The organism is Dermabacter sp. (genome assembly GCF_032550575.1).
Lineage (GTDB): Bacteria > Actinomycetota > Actinomycetes > Actinomycetales > Dermabacteraceae > Dermabacter > Dermabacter hominis.
The window spans coordinates 104329-121691 of record NZ_JAWFZC010000002.1; the positions used below are offsets into that span (position 1 = coordinate 104329).

The 17363-nt window shown below is 61.6% G+C and carries 15 protein-coding genes; 5 read left to right on the forward strand and 10 right to left on the reverse strand.

All coding sequences use genetic code 11. The features are described from left to right. Positions 1-23: 23 nt before the first annotated feature. Positions 24-1652, forward strand: coding sequence for a glycoside hydrolase family 13 protein (locus E6X30_RS03680; RefSeq protein WP_070459773.1), 1629 nt, complete (start codon positions 24-26; stop codon positions 1650-1652). Positions 1653-1731: 79 nt separating this feature from the next. Here the strand turns inward: E6X30_RS03680 and E6X30_RS03685 are convergent, their stop codons facing one another. From E6X30_RS03685 to E6X30_RS03710, 6 genes are all read right to left on the reverse strand, one after another. After that, the gene (locus E6X30_RS03685; RefSeq protein WP_070459776.1) at positions 1732-2532 is read right to left on the reverse strand and encodes an IclR family transcriptional regulator; all 801 of its coding nucleotides are present in this window, start codon (positions 2530-2532) and stop codon (positions 1732-1734) included. A gap of 74 nt (positions 2533-2606) precedes the next feature. Continuing rightward, positions 2607-4361, reverse strand: coding sequence for a BCCT family transporter (locus E6X30_RS03690; protein WP_016664282.1), 1755 nt, complete (start codon positions 4359-4361; stop codon positions 2607-2609). Positions 4362-4399: 38 nt separating this feature from the next. Then, the gene (locus tag E6X30_RS03695) at positions 4400-5242 is read right to left on the reverse strand and encodes a creatininase (RefSeq protein ID WP_070459779.1); all 843 of its coding nucleotides are present in this window, start codon (positions 5240-5242) and stop codon (positions 4400-4402) included. A 117-nt stretch (positions 5243-5359) separates the two neighbouring features. Continuing rightward, on the reverse strand, positions 5360-6607 hold the full coding sequence (locus E6X30_RS03700; protein ID WP_070435315.1) for an aminopeptidase P family protein: 1248 nt from the start codon (positions 6605-6607) through the stop codon (positions 5360-5362). Between the two features lie 239 nt (positions 6608-6846). Further along, the gene (locus tag E6X30_RS03705; RefSeq protein WP_016664279.1) at positions 6847-7596 is read right to left on the reverse strand and encodes an aspartate/glutamate racemase family protein; all 750 of its coding nucleotides are present in this window, start codon (positions 7594-7596) and stop codon (positions 6847-6849) included. Next, on the reverse strand, positions 7596-8906 hold the full coding sequence (locus tag E6X30_RS03710) for a hypothetical protein (protein WP_259893457.1): 1311 nt from the start codon (positions 8904-8906) through the stop codon (positions 7596-7598). The genes E6X30_RS03705 and E6X30_RS03710 overlap by 1 nt, the downstream gene beginning before the upstream one ends. 305 nt (positions 8907-9211) lie before the next feature. Here E6X30_RS03710 and E6X30_RS03715 point away from each other — a divergent pair, with 305 nt between their 5' ends. Genes E6X30_RS03715 through E6X30_RS03725 form a run of 3 tightly spaced genes read left to right on the forward strand, consistent with a single transcriptional unit; the run spans position 9212 to position 12356 of the window. Continuing rightward, the gene (locus tag E6X30_RS03715; protein WP_147594903.1) at positions 9212-10510 is read left to right on the forward strand and encodes a glycosyltransferase family 4 protein; all 1299 of its coding nucleotides are present in this window, start codon (positions 9212-9214) and stop codon (positions 10508-10510) included. After that, complete coding sequence (locus E6X30_RS03720; protein WP_016664276.1) at positions 10507-11292, forward strand: TVP38/TMEM64 family protein; 786 nt, start codon at positions 10507-10509, stop codon at positions 11290-11292. The genes E6X30_RS03715 and E6X30_RS03720 overlap by 4 nt, the downstream gene beginning before the upstream one ends. A gap of 11 nt (positions 11293-11303) precedes the next feature. Continuing rightward, positions 11304-12356: a glycosyltransferase family 4 protein gene (locus tag E6X30_RS03725; RefSeq protein ID WP_316335758.1), complete on the forward strand. Its 1053-nt coding sequence runs from the start codon at positions 11304-11306 to the stop codon at positions 12354-12356. Here the strand turns inward: E6X30_RS03725 and E6X30_RS03730 are convergent. The 4 genes from E6X30_RS03730 to dnaK all read right to left on the reverse strand — a co-directional run bounded on the left by E6X30_RS03730 (position 12353) and on the right by dnaK (position 16459). Then, a complete protein-coding gene (locus E6X30_RS03730; RefSeq protein ID WP_016664274.1) occupies positions 12353-12787 on the reverse strand; it encodes a heat shock protein transcriptional repressor HspR in 435 nt (144 codons plus the stop codon). The two genes, E6X30_RS03725 and E6X30_RS03730, sit on opposite strands and share 4 nt — an antisense overlap. A gap of 33 nt (positions 12788-12820) precedes the next feature. After that, positions 12821-13816 (reverse strand): DnaJ C-terminal domain-containing protein, encoded by a 996-nt coding sequence (locus E6X30_RS03735; RefSeq protein WP_070459796.1) that lies wholly within the window; start codon positions 13814-13816, stop codon positions 12821-12823. A gap of 136 nt (positions 13817-13952) precedes the next feature. Then, positions 13953-14600, reverse strand: a complete 648-nt coding sequence (locus E6X30_RS03740) for a nucleotide exchange factor GrpE (protein WP_070435310.1) — start codon at positions 14598-14600, stop codon at positions 13953-13955. Further along, entirely contained in the window at positions 14597-16459 is a 1863-nt protein-coding gene (gene dnaK, locus E6X30_RS03745) for a molecular chaperone DnaK (protein WP_070435309.1), read from the reverse strand. Before dnaK ends, E6X30_RS03740 begins: the two co-directional genes overlap by 4 nt. A 302-nt stretch (positions 16460-16761) precedes the next feature. Between dnaK and E6X30_RS03750 the strand changes: the two genes are divergently transcribed. Then, complete coding sequence (locus tag E6X30_RS03750; protein ID WP_070435308.1) at positions 16762-17322, forward strand: methylated-DNA--[protein]-cysteine S-methyltransferase; 561 nt, start codon at positions 16762-16764, stop codon at positions 17320-17322. The last annotated feature ends 41 nt before the right edge of the window (positions 17323-17363 follow it).

A 17363-nucleotide genomic window follows, 5' to 3' on the forward strand; every position in this document is an offset into this window, starting at 1 on the left:
TACAACCCAAGGAGGATTTCCACATGGCCAACGAATGGTGGCGCGACGCCGTTGTTTATCAGGTGTATCCGCGCTCGTTCGCTGACGCAAACGGTGACGGCATGGGCGACTTGCCCGGCATCACCGCCAAGCTCGAGTACCTCAAGGACCTGGGCGTCGATGCGCTGTGGCTCTCCCCGTTCTACACGTCCCCGCAAAAGGACGGCGGTTACGACGTTTCGAACTACACCGACGTTGATCCACGTTTCGGCTCGATCAGCGACGCCGACGACCTCATCGCCCGCGCACACGAGCTCGGTATCAAAGTGATCGTCGACATCGTTCCGAACCACTCGAGCGATCAGCACGAGCTGTTCCAGAAGGCCCTTGCGGCAAAGCCCGGCTCGCCTGAACGCGATATGTACATGTTCCGCGACGGCAAGGGCGAAAACGGCGAACTTCCGCCGAACAACTGGCAGTCGATTTTCCACGGCAGCGCCTGGACTCGCGTCACGGAGGCCGACGGTAAGCCGGGCCAGTGGTACCTCCACATCTTCGATACCTCTCAGCCCGATTGGAACTGGGAGAACCCCAAGGTTCACGAACTGTTCGAGGGCGTTTTGCGTTTCTGGATGGAGCGCGGGGCCGACGGCTTCCGCGTGGACGTCGCGCACGGCATGGTGAAGCCCGAGGGACTTCCCGATGCGCCCGAGGCCAAGGAAACCGCGATGCTCGATACGGGCGATGACGACGACATCCCCGTGTACTTTGATCAGGACGGCGTGCACGAGATCTACCGCGAGTGGCGCGCCATCATGAACGAATACGACGGCGATCGCATGATGGTCGCCGAAGCTTGGGTTCCTAAGAACCGCCAGCACCTCTACGTGCGCCCCGACGAAATGCACCAGATCTTCAACTTCGGGTTCTTGCAGGCCGGTTGGAGCGTTGAGACCCTTACCTCGGCGATCATGGAACCGCTGACCTTCGCGAATGAGGTCGGTGCCCCCACGACGTGGGTGCTGTCCAACCACGATACGATTCGCCACGCGACCCGCTACGGCTTCGATCACGGCTACCGCTTCGGCGAGGGCCTCTCACGCGAGGAAAACCCCGACTTTGAGCTTGGCGTGCGCCGCGCACGCGCCGCCACGGCCCTCATGCTGGCCCTGCCCGGATCGGCGTACATCTACCAGGGTGAAGAGTTTGGTCTTCCCGAGGTCGCGGACATCCCCGACGAGCTGCGTGAAGACCCTGCCCACAAGCGCGCAGGTGTTCCGGGCCGCGACGGCTGCCGCGTGCCGCTCCCCTGGGAAAAGAATGCTCCCGCCTACGGCTACTCCCCGACGGGCGAGGCGTGGCTCCCCCAGCCCGAGATCTTTGGCGAACTCGCCGCAGATCAGCAGGCTGGAAAGCCCGATTCGACGCTCGAGATGTACCGCACGGCCCTGCGCCTTCGCCGCGAGCTCGAGCTCGGCAAAGGCACAGACGTCACGATCAACGATTCCCTCGGTGAGGGCATCCTCTCGCTCACCTCGGGCCCCATCACGGTGCTCGTCAATACGACCGATCAGGATCACGCCCTTCCCGAAGGAGCCGAGGTCGTCTTCGCTTCCGTTCCCGACGCGAAGACCATCCTCGCCGCAAACTCAACGGTGTGGATCAAGAAGTAAGCACCGCCCGCCTGTAGGCGATCGACGCAAAACCGGAAGGCGTCGGACCCGGAACCCACCGGGCCCGGCGCCCGCCTTTTTAACGAAAGTTCTCGGGCGTAAACCCCATGCTGCGCCCCACTGTTTCCGCGGCTTCGCGCACAGCTGGGCAGAGAGTGTCGATTCTTTCCTCCGAGGTCCGGAACGCAGGTGCGGCGAGGAGAAGCGCCCCCACGATCCCTCCGCGGTGATCGAAGATAGGGCTTGCGATACCGACCTCGTCTGCGTTCGAATCACGGTTGTTGACCGCGTAGAGGCGCTCGCGAATCTCGGCGCAATGCTGATCGTAGGACTCTTTGCTCCAGCCGAGTACCGCCGGCTGAACTTCGTCAACTCCCTCGACTTTCAGGCCGGGCTCTCCCCCGCCCCATGCGTGGAAGACTCGCACGGTTGCGTGGGCGAGCGACAGGTAGCGCGTGCCGATCGGGGTGACGTGGCGGATCATTTCGGTGCCCTGCACCTGCTCGACCACGATCGCCTCTATCCCGTCGAATACGCACAGCGACACCGTCTCGCGGGTCTGTCCAGCGAGTTCTTTCATGGTGGGGTACGCGAGCGAGCGCAGATCCAAGTGCGACAGGAGCGGGCCAACGATCGACAAAAGCCCCCAGTTCAGCCGGTACTTTTTCGTCTCGGGGTTTTGCGCAACCATGCGTTCAGCCTCGAGGGTGCGCAAGGTCCGTGACACGCTCGACTTGTGAAGTCCGACGGCCTCCGCAATTTCGGTGACGCCGCATTCGGGTTCATCGACCGTGAAGCATCGAAGGATTGCGGCGACGGTCGAAATGGTGGAATTCGAACGCGGGGCCTGGGGCGCGGAGTGTGTGGTCGTTTTCGTCATGACGGCTCCATGCTAATCACCACGAGAGGGACCCCGTACAAAGCGGGGCCCTCTCGCCCATCGTGTGGCGAGCGTTATTCCTTCTCGGGAAGCCTCGGGATGTTGGCGGGAATCTCCTCCGGCGGAAGCGGAAGGCCGTGCTCATCAACCGTGAAGTCCTCGGGGCGAACCTCGGGGTCGTTGACCTCACGCTCGAGCAAGCGGGTCTCGCGGTCGCGGTGCCGCAAACGCCTGAAAAGGTTGATGATCATGAGCAGCACCACGAACGAGAATGGGAACGCACCGATGATCGTTCCGGTCTGCACGGTGTCCACAACCGAGTCGGAGCCGAGCGAAAGGAGCACAATCGCGACAACGGCGATCGAGACAACAAGCACGACCCTGAACGCGCTGCTCGCCTTCTTCGGCGCATTCACGAACTCCGCGAGCGCGTACGTGCCTGAATCAAGAGAGGTCACGTAGTAGGTGCCCACGAGGACGGTCGCCACGATAATGAGGATCGTACCGATGAAGGGGATCATGCCAAGCATTTCAAAGAGGCCCGCAGCATTATCGATCCCGACCGCTTCGGTGACAGCACCGCCGCTCTTCTCGTCGTAGAACATCCCGGCCGAGGCGATGATGCCCACCCAGACCATGACGATAATCGACGGCACGATCGTCACCCCGACGACGAACTCGCGGATCGTGCGGCCACGCGAAATGCGCGCAATGAAGCCGGCAACGAAGGGGCTGAATGCAATCACCCAGCACCAGATGAACACGGTCCACCAGCCGTTCCAGCTGTCCTGCCACGAATCGATCGGGGTCATCGTGAGTTCGGGCGCCGTAAAGAAGCTCATAGAAAGGAAGTTGCTGATGAAACTTCCCGAGGTTTGCACAAGGTTCGAGAGGATATAGACGGTGGGTCCGAAAAGAAGCACACCGAGCACGAGAACGACCGAAAGAATCGTGTTGAGCTCGGAAATGCGTTTCATTCCTTTATCCACACCCATGAAGGCGGAGAATGCTGCAAGAACAGCGAACACAGCGATCACGATGAGCCACACCGTATTGCCGCTTTCCAGACTCGTGAGCGAGCTTAGACCCGAAGAGAACTGAATGGCGGCAAACGAGAAGCTCGTTGCAAGACCGAGAACGGTCGCGATGATCGCAAGCATCTCGATGACCACGCCGGCGGGGCGCTGCGCCTTCTTAGGAAGGATGTCGACGGTCGCCTCCCTGAAGGTGAGGGTTTTGCCGAGGTTGTGGTGCGAGTAGGCAAGGCAAGCAGCGATACCGCCGTAGATCGCCCACGCCGTAAAGCCCCAGTGGAAGTATGTCCACACGATTCCGCCCTCGCCCGGATTTCCCGTGATCGGGAGGATCGCCGCATCTTCCTTCATCATGATCGGCTGCGCGAGTGACCAGAAAATGAGGCCAATGCCCTGCCCGCAGGCGAAGAGCATCGAATACCACGCGAAAGCCGAGTGCTCGGGCTTCGCTTTCGGACCTCCGAGGCGCACCTTGCCGAGCTTCGAAAACGTCAACCACACGCACAGGGCGACCGCGAGCACCGAGTAGGCGACGAAATACCAGGTCCACCCCGCCGTGATCTGTGTGCGAAGGCCATCGATCACGTTCGCGGTTCCGTCGGGGTTGACGACGACCGCAATGACAACGCACACGATAAGGATCGGTGGAAGCGCCTTAATGATGAGCGAATCGATAGGTGGAATGATCGAACCGCGGAAGCGAGGAAGCTGCACCTCCGTGGTCTGAGTGCTCGGCTCCTCGAGCGAATGCTCTGGCCCAGCCTGATCCGGTTCGGGCGTTCTCGGTCGGGGCATAGTTCTATCCTTCGTTGAGGGCGGACGCTTGTAAGCGCTTAGGTGAGGTTCAGTTCTTGGAGGAGGTCAGCAGCGATAGCAGAAGCCGCTGCACAAAAGAGCCACTCCCCTTTTTCGCGGCTGGCCCCTCGCGGTGACGAGAGGCAGCCCGTTTCGGGCGTACGCCCCGGTACGACGGGGAGACGGTCGAAGCGAGGAAGATCAGCTGCGGGGTGATCGACCATCAGGGATTCATTCACGAGGCTCGGGTAAAGGCGCATCATAAGGGCAGTTTCGAGAACACCCCCGTGCTCGATGTCCCATCCCGGGAAGCCGTCGGGATAGACCTTCGCGAGCGTCGCGTCATCTACATAGTCCCAATAGCTAAGTAAGAGCGCGCTGCGCTCGGAGCCCTGCACGATCCCGAGGTCCCGAAGGGCAAGATCCACGCCTTCGTAGAGGAATTGGTAGTTCTCATAGTGTCCGTTGACGAACACCACGCTGCTTACCCCCTGCGCGAAAAAACCGCGCGTGATGTCACGTGCGTAGCTCGTGAGAGTCTCGGCATCGAGGCTAATTGTGCCGGGGAGGTGATTACCCCCGCCGGACTTTTGCTGCGATTTATAGCCGTATACGAACGGCTGCGCGACTTTTACCGGGTCAACGTCACCATGCGCCTTGGCGTTGACGAGATCGCACGCTCCGCGTGCCACGGCGTGCGAGAGAAGTGCGTCGGTACCGAGTGGCATGTGGGGGCCGTGCTGCTCGAGAGCGCCAACGGGGATGAGCACGACGGAGCGCCCTCGACACCACGAGGCATAGTCGGGGGCTGCGGTAAAAGCGAGGTCGCGTTCGGGACGTGGGGATACGGCGGTGTCGAGAATAGTCGGGTCGATGTCCACGGTTGGCTCCTGGAGATGGGGCGGGATGAATCGAATCGGGCGCAACTAACGAAAAAGCGTACGCGGCGCGGCCACGATGCGGTGGCCGCACCGCGTGTTAGCTCAAGATGCGAGACTTCAGGCCGGGATGATGTTCTTCTCCGGGCCGTACGGGAACTTCGTAATGTTCTCTACACCATCTTCGCCGACCACGAGAATGTCGTGCTCACGGTAGCCACCCGCGCCGGGCTCGCCCTCGGGAATCGTGATCATCGGCTCCATCGACACAACCATGCCGGGTTCGATCACGGTATCGATGTCTTCGCGCAGCTCAAGCCCTGCCTCACGGCCGTAATAATGCGAGAGCACACCGAACGAGTGGCCGTAGCCAAAGGTGCGCTTCGGCAAGAGGCCGTAGCCCACGTAAATCTTGTTCAGCTCAGCGGCGATATCCTTGCACACCGCACCTGGTTTGATGAGCTCGAGGCCCGCCTCGTGAACCTCCACGTTGATGTCCCAGTATCGGCGTGCTTCGGGGCTCGGCTCTCCCACGAACAGTGTGCGTTCCAGGGCCGTGTAGTAGCCCGAGGTCATCGGGAAGCAGTTGAGCGAGAGAATGTCGCCCGCCTCAAGCTTGCGCGTGGTCGGCCAGTTATGGGCGCCGTCGGTGTTAATCCCCGACTGGAACCACACCCACGTATCACGCACCTCGCGATGCGGGAAGGTCTTCGCGATTTCATGCACCATCGCCTCGGTACCCGCAAGCGCCACCTCATACTCGGTCACACCGGGGCGAATGGCCTCGCGGATCGCCTCACCACCGAGGTCGGCGATGCGCGCGCCGTGCTTGATGACTTCGATCTCCTCAGCACTCTTGAACATTCGCTGACGCATGGATTCGAGCGAGATATCTACGAGCTCTGCGCCGCTTAGGGCATTCTCGAGGCGACTGCGCAAGAGCGTGGGAAGGGAGTCATCCTCGACACCGACACGCTTTGGCGAGACTCCCGCGCGGCGGAGCGCCTCACGAATACCCTCGTAATAGTTATCGCGGTTCCAATCGGTGTACACGATGTTGTCACCGTAACTTGTACGCCACGGCATGCCCGCATCGATATTGGCAGAGATCGTGCACGTGTTCTCCTGCGTCACGACGAAGGCGTAGTGCCGACCGAAGTACGTGAAGAGAAAGTCGGAGTAGTACTTGATGCCGTGGAAACTCGTGAGCACAACAGCGTCGAGGTCCTTTGCGGCCATGATGTCCCGAAGACCGCTGATGCGGCGTTCCATTTCAGCGTCGGAGAAGGTGAGCTTCTGCTTTTCGCCATTCTGGATGGTCTTGAGGGCTTCGAGTTCGGATACGGAGGTAGCGGGTTTCTCAGTCATGGAGTTCTCCTTAATTCACGCGAAGTCTCGCGGATCGGTACGCAGCGCTGCGTATGTGCGATCGCGCGAATGCGCTGCGTTGAGCATCGTGCGATCGGCGCGGCCGGAGCCCGGCTGCTGTGCTCAAGGGCGCCGGGCTATCACGTCACGAGAATCTATCTCGCGTTGCGCTAGTGGCAACCCTGTTGCATTACCAGTATGCACCTCTCTGCTGTGAATGTCACAGAAAAGGAAAAACTCTAATGAGCAAAGGCGGGAGTGAGCCGCTTGCCTGTCTTCTTGACCGTCGCCTTCGCGAGCTCACGCAGCGAGTCAACAATGCGCCTGTCGCCTGACATCGATTCCTTGTCGAAGATCAAACTCAGTTCGGTACATCCAAAGATCACCGCACCGGCACCAGCTGCCTCCATTGCGTCGATGATGCCCGAAAGGGCCGGGAGGTCGACGGGGCGGCCGGCTTTGACCTGGTCGTAGATGAGAGAGTTCACGACCTCTTGAACGTCCCGGTCGGGAACCATCGACGCGAGGCCCGCGCGCGCTAGCGCATCCTGGTAAACGTTTGCGTGAATATTGCCTTCAGTCGCAAAGATCGCAACCGGCGAATCCTCTGCTCGGCGCTCACGAAGACGTTTGGCGGCGGCTCGCACGGTGACCTCGACGATGGACAGCAGGTCCACCTGCGCAGTGGAATCGATCGCTTCGGCGTAGTGATGGGCGGTATTGCAGGGCAGCACAAGAAACGACGCTCCCGCATTCTCCAAAAACGCCGCATCGTGGGCAAGCACAGGGCCCGGGTCCTCCGCATGCGCTGCGTCGAGGATATGGCGCGTACGATCGGGGGTACTCGCGTGCTGCATTACGATGCAATCGATGTGGTCCTGGTCCGTTCGAGCAGCGGTCGCTCGCACAAGGACGTCCATGAACACGGCCGTTGCCCCGGGGCCTACCCCTCCAAGTACCCCTACGAAAGGGGTCTGCCACACCGTCATCACTTCTCCCCAGAGGCCTGTACGTCCGCGGTATCGGGCTTGTAGTGAGTGCGGAATTTTTTCACGTAGTTCACGAGAGCCGCGTAGTAGTAAAACCAGCGTTTCGGATCTTTTTCGACTCCGCGATAGTTGAGCGGATTCTTGACGCGCCCCGCTTTGAGTACGCGCTTGAGGATCGCGCGCGATTCGGGATCGCGGGTGTAGTGCTTGACGAGGGCCACCGGCACCACGGTGTAGAGCGTTTCTGGCTGGTCCTGAACAATCTCCCCCGGCTCTCCGAGGGCATCGAGGATGTGCTCGTTGACGTAGTAGGTGACGGGGTTGTGGCCGGCTGCGGTGATGTAGTAGTTCGATCGGCCAAGTCGGGGGTTAAGCTCAAAGAACACGGTTCGGCCCGTTCGCGGATCATACTTGAGGTCGAAGTTCGCGTAGCCGGTCCAACCGAGTTCACTCACAATTTTTTGGGCCTGTGCCACGGCTTCGCGATTGACGCCCGAAACGATCGCTGCGGGATTACCAATGGCGCCGGGAGTGTGCTCCTCGAGCAGCGTCCGCCCCCACGAGGCAAATCGGATACGGGAGTTACGGTCGCAATAGGCGGTGAGGATGCGCATGTTTTGATCGTCGCCGGGAATGAGGTCCTGAACGATGATCGCCTTGCGGTAGCCGGCCCCGTGGATCTTGGCAAAGAGTGAACGGAGATCCTGTTCGTTCGCTACCGTGTGGACCTTGGATTTCCCAACAAAACTCGTTCGCTTCCATGCCGAAACGTCGGCTGGTTTCGCGATTACGGGGTAGTTAAAGGGGAGGTCGAATGATTCAGGCACCCCCGCTGCGAGGTCGACGATCACCGTTTCGGGGTGGTCAACACCGAGCTTTTCGCACAGGCGCGTGAAGTTGTTCTTCTCGGTGCCGGCCTCGAACGCCTCGAGGCCCACGTACGGCACGATCCACGCGGGATCCATTGCTCCCAGCTCATCGCGGACACGGATGATGGATTTGACCGTGGCATCGGCGGAACCCAAAAGGATGACCTGAGCGTTCGGCCGCTCAGCCCCGATTTTCTCGGCAATTGCTGTGAGCGACGGTGCGAGCACGCCAGGGTCCATGGGATCCTCGCACAGCACGTTGTCGATAATCGCGCTCCTCGCGATCTGCCATCCAAGTTTCGCGCTCACAACGATCGACTTGACCCCGTACGCCTCGTGAAAGGCTCGCGCGAGTGAGTATGCGCCGATGTCACCCCCGACGATGACCGGTTGTATATCGAGCGCGGCCGCCGCTTCCGGCGAATTTTCCGTGTGCACCATAGCCGCGACTATATCGAGCCTCAAGCCCTCAGTTGCGTTCCCGCGCGCGTGACTTCGCGCAACTGAGGCTTTTCTCCCCGCACGCAATTCCGGGAAAACTCCGGGATGGCGTTCACCGCCCCGAAACACAGGGCACATAGTCTCGAGGTGCGAAGCGTTGTGGCGACGCGCCCGCCTGCGGGTTTGCGGCCTCGCTTGCTGGCGGAGTCTCAGCCCCGCGGCTCGAGCAATATCAGTCTCGAGGATGATTGAGTCGATCCTCCAGACCGATGCGTCCACAGGCCTCCGCGACTCACGATGGAGACATGATGATGCACAGAAGTGAACGAGCACCCCTCAAGGTCCTCATTACAACCGACTGGTACGAGCCGGTTGTCAACGGGGTCGTGACGAGCGTTCTCACGCTCAAAAAGCAACTCGAGATGCTCGGGTGCGACGTACGAGTGCTGACTCTCGCGGAGTCCCTACGGTCGTCGTCGCGCGATGGCGTGTATCGCCTCGCATCGCTCAACGCTTCCATGTTTTACGATCACGCCCGCATTTCTGTGCTCCCCAACCGGAAGATCCGCCGGGAGATCGAGCAGTGGCACCCGGATGTTATTCATTCGCAGTGCGAGTTCTCGACCTTCCTATGGGCCAGAACGATCGCCAAGGCGCTCGACATCCCGATCGTGCACACCTATCACACGATTTACGAGGATTACACCCACTACTACGCGCCCACGAAAACCATGGGCAAGAAGATGATCACGGCCTTCTCGAAGAAGTTTTGCGAGCAGGTCAGTGCGGTGATCACGCCGACGGCAAAGGTCGAGAGGCTTCTTCGCGGCTACGGCGTCACACAGCCCATCGCCGTGATCCCCACGGGTCTCGATCTCTCGCGTTTCCACGCCGCTGAGACGAACGAGGACCTCGAGCGCAGCCGCGAGATTCGCCGCGAGCTTGGTATCGCTGAAGGCACGAAGGTTCTCCTGTCGGTGTGCCGTCTTGCGAAAGAAAAGAGCGTCGACGACGTGCTGCGCCACCTTGCAAAGGCCCGCCCCGCCGAAACCGTTTTCGTGCTGGTCGGTGACGGCCCGTCACGTAACGAACTCGAGGACCTCGTCGACCACCTCGGGATCAGGGATATGGTGCGTTTCGCGGGTTTCCGCGCTCCCGAGGAAGTCGCCGACTACTACCGCATGGCCGATCTCTTTGTTTCTGCCTCGCTCAGCGAAACCCAGGGCCTCACGTTCATCGAGGCCATGGCATGTGGAGTCCCGCTCCTGTGCCGCAAGGATGACTCGCTCGACGGCGTGATCCTCGAAGGTAAAACTGGTTACACCTACGGGGACTCGACCCAGTTCGCCGCGCGCCTTGCCGACATCCTCGAAGACGATGCGCTGCGTGCCCGCATGGCAGCCTGCGCCGCCAAGCGCGCCGCCACAGTTTTCTCGGCGGAAGCTTTTGGACGATCCGCCAAAGAGGTCTACGAAAAGGTGCTCGCAAGCGTCGGAACCGGGCGCCGCCGCAGCCCGCTGAGCCTGAAGATTTCCACCCACCGCGAGAGCGTTACAAAGACGCCTCACCCCACGACCAATGGAGAAGAGCGCCTGGCCGCATGAGTGCACACGAGGACACCACGACCGCACCGACCGAAGACTCCTCGCCAGCGTTCCCGGGGGCCGAGAAACTTCCGTTCACTCCTACGGAACGTTCACGCACCAATATCGCTCCCGCGATCGAACCGCGTGAGGGGATGAGTGCGAAAGAGCACCATCAGTCGCGCTTCGGTGAGCACACCGCCGAACGCGTCACCGCCCACAAGAAGGCCATTCAGATCGCGGTCAAGGTCATGCCGTTCGTAGGGCTCGCGTTCTCGATCGGCCTCGTTGCGTGGGGTATCAAGACCGGCACGCTCGAGTCCCTCGATTCTCTTCAGGCGTACATCGACTCACTCGGGATCTGGGGACCGATAGGTTTTATGGCGGCTAGCTTCGCCTCGGTGATGTTTCCTATCATCCCCGCCGGGCTTCTCGTGATCGCTGCTCCAATTCTGTTCGGGCCGATCGAGGGCACAATCTATAACTGGCTCGCGGTGTGCGCCGGCTCGCTCACCAATTTTATTGTGGCGCGCCAGGTGGGCATGGCTCTCATCGAGGCAATGTTTAGCGAGAAGACGATCGAAAAGTACCTCGGGTGGACGCGAAAATCCGGTTTCACGACATTATTCGCAGCTGCGATCGTGCTGCCCATCGCCCCGGATGACCTCCTCTGCTACCTCGCGGGCACGACGAAAATGAAGTTCTCGACGTACACGTGGATCATCCTCCTGGGTAAGATCCCCACCCTCGTGGCATACGGGCTCGGCATTAGCGCGCTCGTGACCAATCTTCTCCCCTGGTAAAGGGCACGTACATGGCGAAACCACGTATTCACGCATTTTCGAAAGCCGACTCCGTCGCGGGCCAGGGGGTGGGAAGCGCCTACCTTGAGCAGGTTGCACTCATCAGCGCAGAGCTCGGCGACGAATTCGATATCAACCCGCGAGCCCGCCTCGGAAGCTTCGGCGACATCAACCATTTCCATTCCATCAATCCGGAATATCGCGCTGCGATCCCCCTCGCCAAGCGGCGTGGGGCGACGCTCGCCCACGTGCACTTTATTCCGGAGACCGTCGATGATTCGATCGCGATGCCGAAACCGGCACGCTGGGCGTTCTACCGCTACATGCTGAACTTCTACCGCACTACGGATACGCTCGTCACGGTCAATCCCTGGTTCATCACAGCGCTCGAAAGCACATACGGATTCGATCCGTCCCGCATTACGTTTATCCCGAATTTCGTCTCGGAGGAACAGTTCCATCCTCTCGAGAGAAACGAGAGCATCGCCCAACGACGACGGGCCTGGGGCGCAGACGACACTCGCTTCGTGGTCATGTGCGCAGGCCAGCTGCAAACCCGCAAGGGATTCTTTGATCTTCTCGACGTTGCACGCGCAATGCCTGAGGTGCTCTTCGTGTGGGCCGGGGATTTTTCTTTCGGTCGCATCACGAGCGGCTACGAACAAATCAAAAAGGCAAAAGAGAATCTCCCCGCGAACGTCAAGCTCATTGGACTTGTGCCGCGCGAGGAGATGAATGAGTGCTTCAACGCCGCGGATGCATTTTTCCTGCCAAGCTACGAGGAGCTCTTTCCCATGACGATCCTCGAAGCCATGGCAACCGACACCCCCATCGTGGTTCGGGACCTCGTGTACTACGAAGGCGTGCTGTTCGATCACGCGACGCGCGTTCAGGCCGGGCGCGGCGAGATCGACGGGTTCGTCGAGGCCCTCACGAGGCTGAAGGACTCCCCCACCGTTTACGCGAAAGCCCAGCAGGCCGCGCGCGAAGGCGCCGCCCGCTATTCGAGGGCGTCGGTCGCCGAGCAGTGGCGCGAGTTCTACCGGAGCCAGCTCACGCGTTAGCGCGGACCTTCGGGTCTCCACACGACAAGCGCACCCGCTTGGCGGCGACGCGGCCGCTGACCGCGGCGCATCGCTTCGACTTCACCGGTTTGCGAGGTCGCGAAGATCCTCGTGTCCCGCTTGCGCTGTGCGTCGCGTTCCTCGGTCAGTTCGTCGAGTTGCGCGCGCAGCCGCTCCACTTCGTTTTGAAGCTCAAAGATGCGCTTGATACCCGCGAGGTTGATGCCTTCCTCTTGCGAGAGGGCTTGGACTTGCCTCAACTGCGCGATGTTCCATGCGCTGTAGCGTCGCCCGCGCCCACTCGTGCGCTGCGGCGACACAATCCCAAGCCGATCGTAGGTGCGTAGGGTTTGCGGGTGCATCCCCGTAAGCTCGGCCGCGACCGAGATGACGAAGACTCCCGCGTGCTCATCGAAACGTGACGGTGCCATGTCTCCTCCTTCTCGTGGCCGTCGGTCGTGGTGCTACCGGGTGGCGTTCTCCGCAAAATCCGCCCGGGGGTCGAACTCGCTCGTCGCCTCGGCGAAGTCGCGAAGGGCGCGCTCGGCGGTTTCACTGAGCGTATCGGGAAGCGCAATCGTAAGCGTCACGAGCAGATCACCCGTGCCCTTCTTGGCCCGTACGCCCTTCCCTTTGGCACGCAGGGTGCGCCCGGATGGAGTGCCGGCGGGCACCTTGAGCTTCACGTTTGAGCCATCGATAAGGGGCACGCTTATGGTCGTGCCGAACGCGGCTTCCGCGGCGGTGACGGGGACGTTTACCCGCAGGTTAATCCCGTCCATGGTGTAAAGCGGGTGGGGTGCAACCTTCGCGGTCAGCATGAGGTCGCCGGGGGCGCCACCGTTCGCCGACGCTTGCCCTTTGCCCCTGAGCCGAATCTTCTGTCCGTCGTGAACGCCCGCGGGAATACGGGTCGTGATGTTCCGACCGCCCGCACTAAACGACACCTCGGTTCCGAGCACTGCGTCGCGGAAGCTGAGCTTAACGCTTGCGCTCACGTCGGCGCCTTTTTGAGGTGCTTGGCGCCCAAAGCCGCCGTTCGGCGAGAAGCCTGCACGGCCCTGACCCCCGCCGAAGCCACCTCCGCCAAACATCCCCATGAGGTCTTCGATATTGACGCCGCCCGCGCCACCACCGAAACCACCGCCGGTAAAGGCACCGAAGAGATCCTCAAATCCGCCGCCGGCTGCACCGCCGGGGCCCGAGGCGAAGCGCGCACCGCCCGCGCCCATCGCGCGGATCGCGTCGTACTGCTTGCGCTGCTCCGCGTCGCTCAGGATCGAGTAGGCCTCGCCCACTTCCTTGAAGCGTTCTTCCGCCGCGGCATCCCCGGGATGCCTATCCGGATGCAGCTCCTTCGCCTTCTTGCGATAGGCCTTCTTGATTTCTGCTGCGGAGGCGTCCTGGGAGACGCCGAGGATCTTATAAAAGTCCTTACTCAGCCATTCCTGCTGGCTCATGGTGTCTCCTCGTCAAAAGTTTGAATCTACGGAGCGAGGCGGCGGTGCGTGTGCCCGCCGCCTCGCGGTGTGCTGATGGCGTCGGCCCGCTCCGTTCCACTGTCACGTATCGGGAGGGGCCGACGTATGCCCTGCCTTAGTTGGGGCCGACCGTGCCCACGCGCGCCGGGCGCAGGACACGGTCCCCCATCATGTAGCCCGGCTGCATGATGACCTCAAGGCTCGTCGCCTCGGCATCATCGCTGCTCGAGTGCATGAGTGCCTCGTGCTTCTCGGGGTCGAACTCTTCGCCGACCTCACCGTAGCGGGCGAGACCGTGCGCACCGAGTGCTTCCTCGAGCTTGCTCGTGATCGAGGCAAACGGCGTGCCCTCGGCGATATCCCCGTGCTGCCGAGCGAGCTCGATGTCGTCGAGGACGCTAAGCAGCGATGTGAGGACCTTTGCGACGGCCTGCTGCTGACCCACGACGGCGCTCTGTTCGATGCGCCTGCGCGAGTTCACGTATTCGGCCTGGTCACGCTTGAGCTGCTCTTCGAGCTCGTTCACTTTCGCTTTGAGGGCTTCGGTCTCGGCGGCAGCACTCTCGTAGAGGGCTCCGGCCTCGGCGGAGAGATCGTCGACCTCGGCGCTCTCGGGCGTTTCAGTGCTGTTCGCGCCCGCCGCGTCGGGCGCAGGAGTTTCCTCCGGCGCGCCGTCGGTTGGCTGCTCGTTCATGTCTGGCTCCTCGCCTTTCGTGGACGTGCGCTTATCGGTGAACGTGAACGGTTTGTCGTTCTCGCTCACTTGTCGTCCTCATCGTCAACGATCTCGGCGTCGACAACGTCGTCGTCTTCGCCCGAGGCAGCGTCGGCCGAATCCGCGCCTTCGGCGTTACCTGCCTGCTCGGCCTGAGCGGCCGAGTAGATCGCGGTGCCGACAGCCTGGAGCTTCTCGCTCAGTGCTTCGCGTGCGGCTTCGAGGTCGCTCGTCGAGGCATCTTCCTTGGCGAGGGTTTCCTTGGCCTCCTTGATCGCGTCTTCAGCTGCGGTCTTGTCGGCGTTCTGGATCTTGTCGCCGTTGTCCTTGAGGAGCTTGTCGCCCTGGTAGGTGAGCTGCTCGAGGGTGTTGCGAGCGTCAGCGTTCTTGCGGCGCTCGGCGTCCTCGGCAGCGTGTGCCTCGGCGTCCTTCACCATGCGGTCGATCTCTTCGTCGGAGAGACCCGAGCCACCCGTGATCTGGATCGACTGCTCGTTGCCGGTGCCGCGGTCCTTCGCGGACACGTTCACGATGCCGTTGGAGTCGATGTCGAAGGTCACCTCGATCTGAGGCATGCCGGCGGGGGCCGGTGCAATTCCGGAGAGCTCGAAGGTGCCGAGCAGCTTGTTGTCGCGCGTGAACTGGCGCTCACCCTGGTAGACCTGGATCGCGACCGAGGGCTGGTTGTCGTCAGCGGTCGAGAAGACCTCGGAGGTCTTGGTCGGGATCGCCGAGTTGCGCTCGATGAGCTTCGTCATGAGGCCGCCCTTGGTTTCAATGCCGAGCGAGAGCGGCGTGACGTCCATGAGGAGCACGTCCTTGCGGTCGCCCTTGATCACTGCAGCCTGGAGCGCGGCGCCGTACGCCACGACCTCATCGGGGTTGACGCCCTTGTTGGGCTCCTTGCCGGTGAGCGAGGTGACAACCTCGGTCACGGCCGGCATACGGGTCGAGCCACCCACGAGGATGACGTGGTCGATGTCGGAAACCGAAACGTCGGCGTCTTTGATGACCTGGTGGAACGGTGCCTTCGTGCGCTCGAGCAGGTCGCTCGTGAGCTCCTCGAAGTGGGAGCGCGTGAGCTTCTCGTCGAGGTGGATCGGGCCGTTTTCACTCATCGAGAGGTACTGGAGCGAAATGTTGGTCGAGGTCGAGCTCGAGAGCTCCTTCTTGGCCTGTTCAGCGGCTTCCTTGAGGCGGTGAAGCGCGATGCGGTCCTTCGAGAGGTCCACGCCGTCCTTGTTCTTGACCTGGCTCACGAGGTAGTCGACCACGCGCTGGTCCCAGTCGTCGCCACCGAGGCGGTTGTCACCCGCGGTCGCCACGACCTGAATGGCCGAGCCGTCCTCGTCCTTCGAAATTTCGAGGAGGGAGACGTCGAACGTGCCGCCACCGAGGTCGAACACGAGGATGCGCTCGTCGTCCTTGCCCTTTTCGAGGCCGTACGCGAGAGCGGCGGCGGTGGGCTCGTTGATGATGCGCAGAACGTTGAGGCCCGCGATCTGGCCGGCGTCCTTCGTGGCCTGGCGTTCCGCGTCGTTGAAGTAGGCGGGAACGGTGATGACCGCGTCGGTCACGGTCTGGCCGAGGTAGGACTCAGCATCGCGCTTGAGCTTGCCGAGGGTTCGGGCCGAGATCTCCTGCGGGGTGTATTTCTTGTCGTCAACTTCGGTCGTCCAGTCGGTGCCCATGTGGCGCTTGACAGACGAGTACGTACGGTCAACGTTGGTCGCGGCCTGGCGCTTGGCGACTTCACCGACGAGGACTTCGCCGGACTTCGAGAAGGCCACAACCGAGGGGGTCGTGCGAGCGCCTTCGGCGTTCGCGATAACGGTGGGTTCGCCACCTTCGAGAACGGCGACAACAGAGTTGGTGGTGCCGAGGTCGATTCCTACTGCCTGTGACATAAGTGTTCTCCTTCCGCGTGTGCGACCGGTGAATTTCTGTGGTGGCCGCACCGCTATCAACTTGGCTGTGCTCAAGAACGCGATTAGTCAACGCTCCCCGAAGTTGGGTTGTCAATCGACGTATCACTCAACTTGAGTTCACTAGGCTCAACTCTTCTACTGGCGAGCTTATTCCACCGACTCCCACATATGTCACACGTCACATTTTGTTCGCGCTTGCGCCCATAAAAGGGTTCCAAGGCGCACGTGTCACAATCACCTCAGCAGCTCCACCAACCTTCGAGCACCAGAAAGATACGGCCATGCCCACCCACTGCGCAGCCCCGCTCACGCTCGAATTCACGGAAATCGCCTCCCCGCTCGGGACGCTCATGCTCGCCGCGACCGAACGTGGCCTCGTGCGAATCGCCTTCGATAGCGACGACGTCACGGCCACCAAAGCCCTCACCGAAGCGCAGCTATGCAAAGTCGCGCACGCCTCAGTTCAGGCACCCGCATTCGAGCCCCACGAGGTGCTTAGCACGGCTAAGGATCAGGTCCTCGACTTTCTCGACGGCAACCGTCGGACCTTCAGCTTCCCACTCGACCGCTCCCTTTCCCAGGGGTTTCGCCGCGCGGTGCATGAGGCAATCGAACAGATCGGCTTCGGCGAGCGGCAAAGCTACAGGTGGATCGCAGAGCGCGCCGGCAACCCCAAAGCGGTGCGCGCAGTGGGCACGGCGTGCGGCACAAATCCCCTCCCGATCGTGGTCCCGTGCCACAGGGTCATAAAATCCGACGGCAGCCTCGGCGGCTATAGCGGCGGGATCGAGAAAAAGCGTTTCTTGCTCGCGCTCGAGGAGGGCGACGCGCCACGTACGTGACGCCGCGAGAATGGCAACCGTCGGCCCCTCCCCTACCGTTT